Here is a 12,322-nt window from a genome sequence, read left to right as displayed (position 1 = left end):
TGCTCGGGCGCATGAAGAACAGAAGTTTTTAACCTCGGACTCTAAAAGCGTTTCGGACTAAAACCGGGGGCAGGTCAGAATTTCTATCTTAACCACGTTCGTTGCGGTATTGCCCCATTGAGGAAGTGGTGCGCTGTCCGACGTCTCCCCGTTTTCAGTAGCACCAGGCTTTAGAGTCCAAGGGTTAATGTAACTGCTTTTCTGCCAGTTTTCGGGCGTAGGTTGCTGGAGTTGGATGGCTTCTTGCTGGGGAGAAAAGTAGAACGTCGTCGTGCTCGGTTGCAGCGACGGTGGTAGGTTCGAGATCAGTACCTGCGGGGAGACCGGATCGAGCGTTGCGCCCAATCCGCCCACAACGTCGCTCGGGCCGTTCTGCCGACCGACTGCGCCCGTGAGGATCGACGACCCCATGCCGCCTAAGCTCGCCGGAATCGGGCCTTGCGTATTACTTCATAACTAGGGCATCTAACAAAACTCAACGTCACAGTCATTTAGTCGAAATTTTCTCCCATCAGAAATAGCGAGACAATTGCTACTTATGGACGCCAGCAGTATTCCTAAGTCTGCCGCGCCGGATTCAATATCTTTCCGCCACCCATCGATATCGCCGTGGTAGCCAATAGCGTGAAAAATCTCTCCAGTTGGGATCTTGATCGTGCATCCTCTGTCGTTAACTCCGCCAAATTTTGCATTGGGCGGATTGCATGCTTCGGTCAAATTTCGAAACTGTCGCCTTAGTTTATTTTCCCCGTCATCAGAGAAGTAAACAAACTCAACCCCCTCTACCGCTGCTTCACCGGGAATTGTTCGTTCAGACACCTTCTCCAAACGGCCACCCAATATCTTCTCCACGCCGCTCAACTTGTTCATAGTTCCCCCACCTTACTTCACAGGTACTGCGACGTGCTATCCGTCGACAAACCATTGATGAAGCTTGCCTTACCCGTTTGCATCAGGGCCGCTTGCTGAAGTTGAATCGCTTCTTGCTGCGGCGAGAAGTAGAGCGTCGTCGTGCTCGGTTGCAGCGACGCAGGCAAGTTTGAAATCAGCACTTGCGGCGAGACGGGATCGAGCGTTGCGCCCAACCCGCCTACGACATAGCTCGGGCCGTTCTGCTGGCCGACCGCTCCCGCCACGATTGACGAACCTGCGCCGCCCAAGCTCGCCGTTGACCAAGCTCGTGCCCGTGAGCGACGCCGACTGTCCCACAACATTGCCGGTTGACGATCTAGCCACCTGACGTCACCGTCAGGTTCGGGGCTTGAATGGTCGCGGCAATGTTGCCTACCCGGCGGCGTCGGGTTAATCACTCAGCAATCAGACTGCCCCGACGAATCCGTGCCATCAAGGTTGCAGTCAAGCGACTCCTTGCGAGATGGCCGACAAGTTGTTCGACTCGGTTGGCGCACGAAACCAATTCATTAGACGGAGAGATTACCCCCCCCTCGACACTGCGCCATGAGCCAGCACCTCCCAAGCCGGCCTAGCGTGTAACCTCCTAGAAACTATAGCGAACACGAGTCGCTTTGAGCGTTGATGGAAGACTCTCATACATTACCGTACAGGGCACTCCGGAGGCGAACCTGCTCTTCAGCGGTCACTTCGGAATCAAAATCAATATCCTGTAGCACCAACTTCAAAATTCCGCCCACCAGTGCTTTGATGGATTCGGAATATTCCTGTTGGAAGCGATTTTTCTTCTCTAACCCCACCCTCCTCCAGAACAGCTCGCTTAACCACATCTTGGGTGCGACGGCTTCGACGTAGCCATCACGAAGCACCCAGCGTCCAGGATTTACAGAGATATCAACAATTTCCTTCGCGACAGGCGGGGGTAAGCCGTTCGACTTTCTTGGGAGATGAGAGCAATCGCGTCCAGCGAGTTGGTACTCGAATGGATCAGTAGCGTTTTGCCATCGGTTGTATTCAACATCGGACACCCACCCTTGCACAAAACCTTCTTCAAAAACGAACGGATTAATCCAGTCGTCCCATACTCCAGCCGCCGCAGGGTACCTCTCTTCGATTTGAACAAAACAGTGTTCAAACGATGCTGCAACACCATACTGGAATATAAGCTGCTGCGAAGCCAGTTCACCCCATGGACGTGAATTGCCAGCGCGTCGAAGAACCACCGATGCGGGAGCCATATCATCTGAAGTGTTGACCACCCCCAACATCACAAATTTTTCCGCCGTGCCCCGCAACTTACTGATGGCAAGCCCCGGAGACATCATTCCTTCCCGTGGCACCAAACTGATCCCATGTAGCTGATGGTTACCACGCAAATCATCCTTCTCCGTTAGCGAAAAGATGATCTTCATAACTTGCGATCTCGACCGAATCATTATTGAAACACCTTAATAATCACCGCGACCCCACGGCTTTGACCATAGGCAACTAACGATTGCGCGGCTGACACACCGCCTGGCTGTACCCGAAGGTCGAGCACCATGTTCGCAGGAATGTTATTGACGTAGAGCCAGTCGAACCTAGCGATTCAATGACGTCGACTCTACCTCAGAAAACAGTACCGCTGAAAAGTAGAAAATCCGGCATGATTTTGACAGTTTGAAACGGAAGAAATGCCGTGAAGACGAGTAGGTTCACGGAAGCACAGATAGCGTTTTCTTTGAAACAAGCGGAGCTGGGTACGAAGGTCGAAGAAGTGTGCCGTAAGCTGGGGATCAGCGAGGCGACCTTCTACAACTGGAAGAAGAAGGACGGTGGCGTAGGGCCGTCCGAGCTTCTTCGAAACGCTGACATGCAACTCGAATTACACGCAAGTGTCAGCGACTGCCGCCTCATCCTTCCATACCTTGGAAACCTCGCAGAGGTTTGCTTGCAAGTGATCAACTGGCGACAAACTTCACCTCACATCTCAGCGACTCCCTTAGATGCGATCCGTGATGTATGTTCTTATCGCTTCGGCTTGACGCACCATTCTGAATATAGCCTGGGCAAGCGCTTGCCTCTCGTACGTCAGCCATTAACCTTGCATTTACGTAGATTGTTGGCTGCGATGATGGCCGCATTGTTCTGTGCGAAGGTGAACGCGCTTAGTCCACCGCTCCATTAGCAAAGACGTCGGATATTAGACTCCCCCACAAGAATCGCCCTCGCCTCCAACCAACGAAGGCCGGTCTAGGTCCAACAAGTCCGGATTGCTGCTTTCAAGCAATTTTTCGAAGTCACCCCACCCATTGCGTCGCACGATTTCACATTCTCGACCAATAAGCGGCACCAGCCAGACAAGAATCGCCGGAGGCTTTGACGCCCGGTAACATGCCAATTCATCGGGATAGATGGCTGGAAGGGAGGCATACACGCCGTTCGCGGCAACGCCAGGTATCAGAGGAGTGCTCGGGCCAAATACTTCCCCACGCAGGAGCGCTCGACTTTGGCTTCGTACATACTCCGCAAACGTTAGAAGGAATGAAGCAACTTTGGACGCAGGATAACTGTCCCAAGCGGCGAACAATAGCTCTTGGGCGCATACATCGCCTCCAGGAAACTGCATCGGCGAATCGCTCAAGCCAAGCGTTGAGAAGGTCGACGCGCCTTCGAAAGGCTGACACGCGAATCGAATTACGCGCAAGTTGTCAGCGGCAGCCGCATCCTTCCATCCCTCGGAGATCTCGCCGAGATTTGTTTCCAAATGATTAACAATTGACATTTTATTAGCCTACGGGGTTAGCACCACGAGAACGGTTGCAACTGGGGCACTCCAAGCGCGTTCCGCTGTTATATTCGTTGAGAACTTCTTTCCGGCTCATGCCAGACAAATCTCGTGTGCTCCACGGAGGCTGATGGTCAACGTCCCAGTCGCGAGGACCTTCCCCTGGAGCAACTGTTATGTCCCTACCACAAGTCGGGCACGCCCTTGTCCCCTCAGCCGATCCTTCAGCGGCATTCTGCCAAGCGTCCCGGAGTTCACTCTCAGCGTCCCGCCTGAGGTGATCGAACCCGTGTTCAGGATGCTGCCGCCCGTCGCCGTGCTACCAAAGTTCAACGACAGGTCGTTGTTCGCCTGAATCTGTCCGTCTGCGGACAGCGCCGTGACGTTCTCCGGCAGGCAGGCCTGTGGCATCGGAGCCGTGACCGTCGGGTACTTCACCGGGCAAACCTGGAAGCACCGCACTATCTAAGCGGTTCTGGATGACGCTATGTTGAAGTTTCTCAACAAAGCACGAGGTGAGAGGGAAGGGTTTTCTAGCGACTAGCACCTGCGCACAGTCGTCCGGCGAAGGAAACAAATCGCAACGGCACGCGGTTACGGTCGACGACGCCACGATGCGGAAACCCAGCACGTGGCCGCGTTCGCGTCATAACTGCAGTTAGAACCATAAGCGGCTCGCGCATTTCCGGCCCTTGGCGTTCACGGTTGGCTCGCTCGCCCCTCCACTTTTTCAGACCAGAACTTATAAACCTGGCCGAGCCTTGATCCCGACTGAGTCCCCGCCGCCACACCGTAGGCCAGCGTAACTGCTATTCGCACAGGATTGAGGATCGCGGAGCCAAAGCCAACGATAACCGGCTGTCCGTAATCCGCAAACTGCTTGCTTCCTGTCTTGAAGTCCCACCGCAATGAAGAATGGTTTTTCAATAGGACCATGCCGAAGTACATGCCTACATCGATCGCCTTCGAGACTGTTTCATCAGTCAATTCCTCATCCGGCACATTCATCGGAAACGTTAGACGGGCTTCTATCGCTCGCACTTCCGATTGTGTACGGTCGCGTGTTGCCACCTGCGAGGCAAACCAATCTCCAAGTTCGATTAACGATGCGGGATCGAAGTCTGCACTCCAACTACCATACCCGGCGCTAGCATTCACGCTGGATTGAAGCGTTGCCATTCTCTCCGGCACTATCGCGACGAACCACTCGTTATATTTCTTCAGCTCTTGCTTCGTGAGCGCAACAAAGTCAAGTGCGCATGGAGGGTTAATTAACTGGTAGGTCATTGTGTAGTGGTCACCCTATCCCGGACACTGCGTCAAGTTTTTCTTCTGCCACGTTGACGTGTCCCCCGAAACTACGCCGTTCACGTGGCGAGCGCTGCCGTAGCAGAATCAAAAACCGCGGCCATGGCCGGGTAGGGCACTTAATACTTAACCAATCATCAATATTCCATCTTTATGTCTATTCCGACTTCGCCCCCATTAGCAACCCAACTTCCAGCAATTTGATGGCGGCCTCGCCCGACACCCTGAATGGACTAGTCTCCAAAGCTCCAACAATATATTCGTATGCGAGGCTGTATTCTCCGGCCAATTCGACGAATTCGCGAATCTGCGCCATCAATTCCGTGTACGGCAACATGGTCGGCGGAAAATATCGAGCGACATCTGGTTGGTCTGCCATCTCATTCAAAATAAGCATCAGATTCTGCTTCATCTGAGCATCATCGAGAAGCTCTTTCATTCCTGATTTCTCGGTAGGTTCGTTGGATAGCCGGTCACGATGCGGCCTGCCTTCGGGCCAAAGACAACTTTAATATCGACCCCGTTAATCGTTCCATTAGCGGTCACATAGTCATTTCGTGGAGCCGGTTTTGACCATTGACTGGCGCCATGCCGATGATGAGGCGATAGCTCTTCGGTCATCAGTTATCCGGACCAATGCGACGCATAGCTTCGACCTCATCCCAAAAGTCGTGTGGAAACGTTTCGTCCGCTGGAACACCCACGGTCGACACTAACTCGGCCATTTCAATCGAATATTCGCCATGTACGTGCCACTTCCCTGACGGTGGAAAGATGAGATATGAACCCGTATTCGAGACCGCGAACGTTTCCCCTTGTACTTCTCCTGGTTCTCGGTTGAGGGCAGCGATATAGTCAGACTCTGACATACTCGTTTCCAGTTCGATCAGCGGGTATACGCCAAACCTCTTTGCAAAGGCTGTAGCGTTCGCTTGCTCAAGATCGCAAAAGTAGATCGTGGTATCGCCACTCAGGCGCGCCAATTCAAGAACATAAGTCCAAAAACCCTTTACGAGAAACTCCAGCCAATCGAAATACCGTCGAGATGTGCCAGGCGACACGTGTCCGGCCTGCCACGACTTCAGGCTTGCCGCCTGATCCATGAAGTGCTTATACAAATCTGTGTCCGAGACGTATCTCATTTCAATGTCCGTTCAGTCGAAGCTTGCTTACTAGATTTCCGTTCACTCGATAGTCGACAGAAGGTCCACCGGTCGAACTAGCATTGTTCCGAACCGCATATTGGATATTCCCTTTTGTGTAGACGGTTACCTCATTGACTCCGCCCTTTGGCGGCGCAGTAAATCCGCTATTCAAAAGACTCTTTTCGAACTGACCCCGTGTTAGGTCGATGGCGGAATTTGGAATGCTCCGGCCAATTGTAGTGTTAGTCCAGCCTACGTTGGTACCGTCCGGCACCGTGTTTGTGGCTGATCCACGTTCCGACGAACCATCACCTGAAGTATCACCGCCGCCGTCATGGGACAGCATCACGTTGTCCGGAACGTATCCCGGCATCCCCATCCCAGATGCAGACCCCGCCCCTCGCGTACCGTTCACCAGCACGGTTCCCGGGTTATTCATGGGCGGCCTGCCACCACCAGCGCCCCCAACCGCCGTCCACCCGTTCGCTATGCCTTCAGCAATCAGTTGCTCCGGTGGCTCTGACATCTTCCGCTTTGCCTCGGCATTCATCAAATCGATGAATTGATTCCTCGCAGCCTGCATCACAGGGTTCCCCGGCATCGCTGGCATAAGCGTATAAATCAGCGCCGTGATGCTACTCACCACCCCACCCTTCACAGCGTCAGCAATATGCTCTGGGCTTCCAGCCTCGTTATTTAACGCCTGGTTTTGCGCCCAAAATGCCCCGGCATTCGCATCTGCACCCGCCGCGCCTGAAAGCCCCGCTCCTATCAAGCTCGACAGCATGGAGAGTGCAGCGAGTTGACCCTCGTTGAGCGGTGCACCGCTTGGATCGATTCCTTTAATGAAGTCTGGCGTAAATGCCGCACTCGCCGCCGCTCCGATTGCACCGCCCGCACATCCATTCCAGGAAGCTGCGCTTCCCGCGCAACCCAGTGCCGCATGTGCCCCGATAGAAAGAATGTCCTTGCTCAGCCCTTCACCGAACGCGTCACCGACTTTGGCTTCTCCAATCTGGAACGCAAGTGCAGCACCAAGATTGTTGATCCCACTCGAAAGCCGAAGCTCAGCGGGCAGCCGCAGCATCGTGGAAATGATGCGTGAGCAAGGCATTGCCATCGGACGTTTCAAGGTCAGTCGCTTGATGGCGGAGCTTGGACTGATCTGCAAACAACCGGGCAGCCACGCCTACAAGCGAGCCACTATCGAGCGCGTGGACATTCCGAATCGCCTGAATCGGCAGTTTGTGGTGGAGGCGCCGAATCGAGTCTGGTGCGGCGACATCACATACGTTTGGGCACAAGGCCGTTGGCATTACTTGGCCGCAGTCCTGGACCTGTTCACGCGCCGTGTCGTCGGTTGGGCGTTCTCGACGCGTCCTGACACCGACCTGGTGGTGCAGGCACTCGACATGGCCTATGAGCAGCGCGGTCGTCCACAAGGGCTGCAATTTCACTCGGATCAGGGTGGCCAGTACGGTAGTCGTAAGTTCCGCCAGCGACTATGGCGGTACCGGATCGAGCAGAGCATGAGTCGGCGCGGCAATTGCTGGGACAACTCGCCAATGGAGCGTTTGCTCCGGAGTTTGAAAACGGAATGGGTACCGAACACGGGATATATGACGGCGCCGCAAGCTCACCGGGACATCAGTCATTACCTGATGCAGCGATACAACTGGATACGTCCGCATCAGTTCAACGACGGGCTAGCCCCAGCCGTAGCAGAAGAAAAACTTAACGCAGTGACCGGGATGGGTTGACCACTACAAACTTCCGCCCCGAAGTCGCCGGAGGGCTCTTCGAGATAGCCCGTGCCGTACGCACAATCACCGTGAATTACGCAAATCGCACGACAGCGCCGCGACGCTCCCGGACGCCTTACAAGAGCAAACCCGGCTCGCGGCCGGATTCAGTGCTCTATAGTTCATGCGTCATCTGCCTCATCACTAACCGTGTCGAATCGGGCTATCAGGTTTCTGCAGGCCTGCAGAGCAAATGACCGTGCCCACTCTTCTGTCCGTTTGAATTCTGGTTCAAGGCGAGCAAGAGCTTCGGCCGCCCAGAGAGGCCGCTGAGCTTCAAGAGGTAAATGATCGGTTTCAGACATGATAACCAGAAAGGAATCAAAGTCGGGATCACGCTCGGCAATACCAATCAACCGATTCTTTATGGCGTACACCTGAACGGCCCCCTCAAGGAACGATACCCTGCCGTCAAGCATGGCCTGAGCCAATTCGACCAATCTTCGGCGCTCCGTAATCTCGCGTTCATTCATTGCTTGCCGCCGCTCATTTCAACACGATTGATTTTGGTTCCACGACTTGACCGGTCACAGCGTTTCGACTTGCGGGGTGTAGGTGTTTGCGGTCGTGATGCCGTTGACCAGACTCGTACCCGTGAGCGACACCGACTGGCCCACCACATTGCCCACGTTGACGATCTGACCGCCCGACGTCAGCGTCAAATTCGGCGCTTGAATCGTCGCAGCGATGTTCCCCACCGGCGTCGGCGGGTTGATCACACCGCCTACGCTCGTGTAAGCATCCCCATACAGCGACGTACACTCCGTAGCACTGCAGATTCCGGTAGGCGATGAGCGCCTGCTCGAAGTTTACTGCACGACCACAGGCATTGGTCGTCGCGTTGTGGCGCTGCCGAACAACAATCAAAATTCAACACTCGAGCCCTTCAAAATCGACATCAGGATCAGTTGATGGTCGATCCAACCTGCGAGACATTAGGTGTTATCGCGCTCAGGTAACCAGCCGTCCTCGATTCTTTTGATTAACAAGGTGTCATTCCATATCTGGCGAATCGGCAATTTCCTCTGGTCGTCCGTGATCTCTCCCACCATCCACTCTTTTTCACCATCCCACAGCCACCAATTTTCCACTCTTTTTGTGACTGAATTGGCGTTACCTGCGCGAAAAAGTGGCATACCCCGGGAGTATTCCGGAATTTCAAAATTCCCGACTTTACTAATGCCCCCTAACTTCAGCGCCCCCGCAACCGGGAAGAAAATAAAGAAATTTGTAACCTCATTAACGAGAGATGCCATGTCTTCCGGAGGCTCCTCAAACACCCCCGGCAAAACCCTGATCATCGACCCCATAATCTTGTGCTTCATGACATACTGAAAATACGCCAATCCCCTCGAAGTTCTTATTGAAAATATGTCGCCAATTTTAATCATTTTACGAACCCACCATATTCAATATTTTTCAGCAATTTTACCCCCCCCTCTTTAGCGATTCAGCGCAAATAGTATTTTTATTATATATGCCATTTATTTTATTCATCAGTGAGCCAGAATTTTCCCCAATACCATTGTATTAAATCAAGACCCGCTCCCTTGCGTCTTCACGCGCAAGTCCTTGAAGACCAGCTATTGGCTCAATAAATATGCCCTGTTGAGCCAGATGGGTCCGAACTCTGGCGACCACGTTCGCGCGGTTCGTCAGCGTGCCGGTGTTCACCGTCAGCGTCCCGCCTGAGGTGATCGAGCCCGTGTTCAGAATGCTGCCGCCTGTGGCCGTGTTGCCAAAGTTCAGCGACAGGTCGTTGCTCGCCAGAATCTGGCCGCCAGCAGACAGCGCAGAGAAGTTCTCCGGCAGGTACACCTGAGGCATCAGCGCTGTGACGGTCGGGCACTTCGCATTGCCCGTCGCAGCACATCCCGGCTCCGGCACCGTCTGCTCGACGTACCAAAGCATCGGTTGCGACAACCCGGCGACCTGCTCAGGCGTCAGTGCTTGACCCAACTGGATGTTGTTCGCCTTCGCGTACTCCACCGCGTTGCCGTACAGCACCAGCTTTTGCTGGTCGTTGACGCTCAACTGCGACGTGCTGTCCGTCGACAAACCATTGATGAAGCTCGCCTTGCCCGTTTGCATCAGGGCCGCTTGCTGCAGTTGGATGGCTTCTTGCTGGGGAGAAAAGTAGAACGTCGTCGTGCTCGGCTGCAGCGACGCAGGTAAGTTCGAGATTAGAACCTGCGGCGAGACGGGATCGAGCGTTGCGCCCAATCCGCCCACGACATAACTCGGGCCGTTCTGCTGGCCGACCGCGCCCGTGAGGATCGACGACCCCGTGCCGCCCAAGCTCGCCGGGATCGTCAGGTTCAGACCACCGTTCGCCGGTGCCAGGCTAATCACCTGCGGTGGGTTGCCGACTTGCGGGGTGTAGGTGTTTGCGGTCGTGATGCCGTTGACCAAGCTCGTGCCGGTGCGAGTGTCAGTAGGTGTTAAGCGTCTGAGCGCTGTTGACCACCGGGCTGCTGACGTTGATCGTTGCGTTAAGCCCTGCCGTGATCAGGACGACTGCCAATCTGGACTGACAGATCCGGAACGATGGGCCCGTACGAATTTCCTAAGCGGATGTTAATCAACATCCCAGCCCGGAAGTCCTTACCGCAGGCATCTGTCTTCCCTCATTCCACCTCTAAGCTATGCCCTCCGCTCAAAAAGTCTCTTCTTATGTCATCGATAATCATCTGCTTTTCCTCCGGAGTGACAATCAAATTCTGATTTGGAGGATCCCACGATTTGATTGTGTCGGAATAGATAACAAACCCAAGTTTGTCACCACCAGGAAAAAACATTTCCCCATGCACGGTCACGGTTCGATCCATTAGTTTTACCAATATGTGACCACGAGATACGTCGACAACCATTATGGACCTCTCGAAAAAATTACCTTACTAGCACCAGTTGCCGGATCAATAGTGATGATCTTCGTGAAATTTGGATTGTTGATTAATGCCGGTAGTTCTGCTGTTTCCCACACATTTAGCGGACGAAGATTCTCCCCTATTACGGCCCGGACTGTACCTGATGCACCCGAAGCGTACTGAGCAGAGATCTGTTGCCACGCCTTTACGACAGCGGGATTGGAGGAATCCCACGCGGGCATCTCGATGCCTTTTTGAGCAATCATCATTTCAAGGGTGGCACCCCCTCTGTGCTGAGCAATTTAGGCAGCACACCCCGGCTCCGGCACCGTCTGCTCGACGTACCACAGCATCGGTTGCGACAAGCCTGCGATCTGCTCAGGCGTCAGGGCCTGACCCAGTTGGATGTTGTTCGCCTTCGCGTACTCCACCGCGTTGCCGTACAGCACCAGCTTCTGCTGGTCGTTCACGCTCAACTGCGACGTGCTGTCCGTCGACAAACCATTGATGAAGCTCGCCTTGCCCGTCTGCATCAGGGCGCCTTGCTGGAGTTGGATGGCTTCTTGTTGCGGCGAGAAGTAGAACGTCGTCGTGCTCGGTTGCAGCGACGCTGGCAAGTTCGAGATCAGCACTTGCGGCGAGACGGGATCGAGCGTTGCGCCCAATCCGCCCACGACATAACTCGGGCCGTTCTGCTGGCCGACCGCGCCCGTGAGGATCGACGACCCCGTGCCGCCCAAGCTCGCTGGGTTCGTCACGCTCGACCGTTTGCGAGAACTGCTCGCATTCCGTCCAGACAGCCGTTTAGACTCTTTCTCCGATAGGCTTTTCTTAATCGCACAACCCGATCAATTAACTCCCCCAGACTACCGGCCAAAATTTTCCGAAAATAATAGCTATGAAAATATAATCTCGCCACCCGCAACCTCATAGCCAGCAAGACCTAAAAATTCCGGATAATTTTCTTTTATTGACGATGACATATACAATGCCCTATCCAAAAAAGGGGCATTTTTTTTATTATTACCCCGACCTCCTGAGCTGGACGCAACTACAGCCCAGTCGGGTTGCCAAGCACGGATCACAGATACAAGAAGGCGCCTCACTTTTGCGACGGAATCCAAGTCGAATTCCGAGGGAATTGTTAACGATACCGCATTATTAACCCCGGGAACCTCCGAATATAAGCCGCATCTCATCGTCAGGGATGCTGCGTGGTCATCACCCGCACCGTTCCACACGGAAATTCGGAACCCTAGCTCATCAATAGATTCGCCACCGACATCCCGGCGATTCACTCCTTTAAGAAATAAGGTCTCAAGGTGATGCAAGTCGGAAGTGAGGCGCGGACTTCGTCCTGCCTCAGTTCGACTGCGCCCCGGTAGTCGCCACTCGATAAAGTCATCCGACAAGGTTGATAGATCTTCCAAAAACGTGGAAGCTCGACGAGCACATTCTCGCGCTGATTCCTTCCGTGGTCCCCAGTACGCTCCCAAAAAGCTATTACTCATGATTCACCCC

At 54.1% G+C, this 12,322-nt stretch carries 14 protein-coding genes and 5 pseudogenes; 2 read left to right on the top strand and 17 right to left on the bottom strand.

Going from position 1 to position 12,322, the window contains the following annotated elements:
• Nucleotides 1–465 precede the first annotated feature (465 nt).
• From PCA31118_RS21460 to PCA31118_RS21450, 3 genes are all read right to left on the bottom strand, one after another.
• Nucleotides 466–870 carry a hypothetical protein gene (locus PCA31118_RS21460; protein ID WP_150627025.1) on the bottom strand — a complete coding sequence of 135 codons (405 nt, stop codon included), beginning with the start codon at nucleotides 868–870 and terminating at the stop codon, nucleotides 466–468.
• A 17-nt stretch (nucleotides 871–887) separates the two neighbouring features.
• Nucleotides 888–1,136, bottom strand: a complete 249-nt coding sequence (locus tag PCA31118_RS21455; protein ID WP_150627024.1) for a hypothetical protein — start codon at nucleotides 1,134–1,136, stop codon at nucleotides 888–890.
• A 411-nt stretch (nucleotides 1,137–1,547) separates the two neighbouring features.
• Nucleotides 1,548–2,324: a hypothetical protein gene (locus PCA31118_RS21450; RefSeq protein ID WP_150627023.1), complete on the bottom strand. Its 777-nt coding sequence runs from the start codon at nucleotides 2,322–2,324 to the stop codon at nucleotides 1,548–1,550.
• A 266-nt stretch (nucleotides 2,325–2,590) separates the two neighbouring features.
• Between PCA31118_RS21450 and PCA31118_RS21445 the strand changes: the two are divergent.
• Nucleotides 2,591–2,776, top strand: a pseudogene (locus PCA31118_RS21445) (transposase); the annotation flags it as partial.
• A 318-nt stretch (nucleotides 2,777–3,094) separates the two neighbouring features.
• Here PCA31118_RS21445 and PCA31118_RS21440 read toward each other — a convergent pair.
• The 7 genes and pseudogenes from PCA31118_RS21440 to PCA31118_RS21410 form a co-directional block, all read right to left on the bottom strand.
• Nucleotides 3,095–3,676 (bottom strand): suppressor of fused domain protein, encoded by a 582-nt coding sequence (locus PCA31118_RS21440; protein WP_150627022.1) that lies wholly within the window; start codon nucleotides 3,674–3,676, stop codon nucleotides 3,095–3,097.
• Nucleotides 3,677–3,680: 4 nt separating this feature from the next.
• Nucleotides 3,681–3,881, bottom strand: a pseudogene (locus tag PCA31118_RS27705) (GH-E family nuclease); the annotation flags it as partial.
• Between the two features lie 497 nt (nucleotides 3,882–4,378).
• Nucleotides 4,379–4,966, bottom strand: coding sequence for a hypothetical protein (locus PCA31118_RS21430; protein WP_150627021.1), 588 nt, complete (start codon nucleotides 4,964–4,966; stop codon nucleotides 4,379–4,381).
• A 178-nt stretch (nucleotides 4,967–5,144) separates the two neighbouring features.
• Nucleotides 5,145–5,426: a hypothetical protein gene (locus PCA31118_RS21425; RefSeq protein ID WP_217431289.1), complete on the bottom strand. Its 282-nt coding sequence runs from the start codon at nucleotides 5,424–5,426 to the stop codon at nucleotides 5,145–5,147.
• Nucleotides 5,423–5,608 (bottom strand): hypothetical protein, encoded by a 186-nt coding sequence (locus tag PCA31118_RS21420; RefSeq protein ID WP_150627020.1) that lies wholly within the window; start codon nucleotides 5,606–5,608, stop codon nucleotides 5,423–5,425. Before PCA31118_RS21420 ends, PCA31118_RS21425 begins: the two co-directional genes overlap by 4 nt.
• A complete protein-coding gene (locus tag PCA31118_RS21415; protein WP_150627019.1) occupies nucleotides 5,608–6,129 on the bottom strand; it encodes a hypothetical protein in 522 nt (173 codons plus the stop codon). The genes PCA31118_RS21420 and PCA31118_RS21415 overlap by 1 nt, the downstream gene beginning before the upstream one ends.
• Nucleotide 6,130: 1 nt before the next feature.
• Nucleotides 6,131–7,252: a hypothetical protein gene (locus PCA31118_RS21410; RefSeq protein WP_174990551.1), complete on the bottom strand. Its 1,122-nt coding sequence runs from the start codon at nucleotides 7,250–7,252 to the stop codon at nucleotides 6,131–6,133.
• Between PCA31118_RS21410 and PCA31118_RS21405 the strand changes: the two are divergent.
• Nucleotides 7,188–7,892 (top strand): annotated as a pseudogene (locus PCA31118_RS21405) (IS3 family transposase); the annotation flags it as partial. The gene PCA31118_RS21410 and the pseudogene PCA31118_RS21405 overlap by 65 nt on opposite strands.
• 164 nt (nucleotides 7,893–8,056) lie before the next feature.
• Here PCA31118_RS21405 and PCA31118_RS21400 read toward each other — a convergent pair.
• The 7 genes and pseudogenes from PCA31118_RS21400 to PCA31118_RS27700 form a co-directional block, all read right to left on the bottom strand.
• Nucleotides 8,057–8,410 (bottom strand): annotated as a pseudogene (locus PCA31118_RS21400) (DUF2489 domain-containing protein); the annotation flags it as partial.
• A 63-nt stretch (nucleotides 8,411–8,473) separates the two neighbouring features.
• Nucleotides 8,474–8,698, bottom strand: a pseudogene (locus tag PCA31118_RS21395) (hypothetical protein); the annotation flags it as partial.
• 171 nt (nucleotides 8,699–8,869) lie between these two features.
• Nucleotides 8,870–9,259 carry a hypothetical protein gene (locus tag PCA31118_RS21390; protein ID WP_246190361.1) on the bottom strand — a complete coding sequence of 130 codons (390 nt, stop codon included), beginning with the start codon at nucleotides 9,257–9,259 and terminating at the stop codon, nucleotides 8,870–8,872.
• A 205-nt stretch (nucleotides 9,260–9,464) separates the two neighbouring features.
• Nucleotides 9,465–10,346, bottom strand: a complete 882-nt coding sequence (locus PCA31118_RS21385) for a hypothetical protein (RefSeq protein ID WP_150627015.1) — start codon at nucleotides 10,344–10,346, stop codon at nucleotides 9,465–9,467.
• Between the two features lie 215 nt (nucleotides 10,347–10,561).
• Nucleotides 10,562–10,804 carry an Imm74 family immunity protein gene (locus PCA31118_RS21380; RefSeq protein ID WP_150627014.1) on the bottom strand — a complete coding sequence of 81 codons (243 nt, stop codon included), beginning with the start codon at nucleotides 10,802–10,804 and terminating at the stop codon, nucleotides 10,562–10,564.
• A 299-nt stretch (nucleotides 10,805–11,103) separates the two neighbouring features.
• Nucleotides 11,104–11,559: a hypothetical protein gene (locus PCA31118_RS21375; RefSeq protein WP_150627013.1), complete on the bottom strand. Its 456-nt coding sequence runs from the start codon at nucleotides 11,557–11,559 to the stop codon at nucleotides 11,104–11,106.
• Nucleotides 11,560–11,697: 138 nt separating this feature from the next.
• Nucleotides 11,698–12,312, bottom strand: coding sequence for an Imm52 family immunity protein (locus PCA31118_RS27700; RefSeq protein WP_425495390.1), 615 nt, complete (start codon nucleotides 12,310–12,312; stop codon nucleotides 11,698–11,700).
• Between the last annotated feature and the right edge of the window lie 10 nt (nucleotides 12,313–12,322).

Source organism: Pandoraea captiosa, assembly GCF_902459775.1.
Lineage (GTDB): Bacteria > Pseudomonadota > Gammaproteobacteria > Burkholderiales > Burkholderiaceae > Pandoraea > Pandoraea captiosa.
The sequence above is the reverse complement of the archived record's forward strand: the minus strand, read 5'-3'. Positions and strand labels throughout refer to the sequence as shown.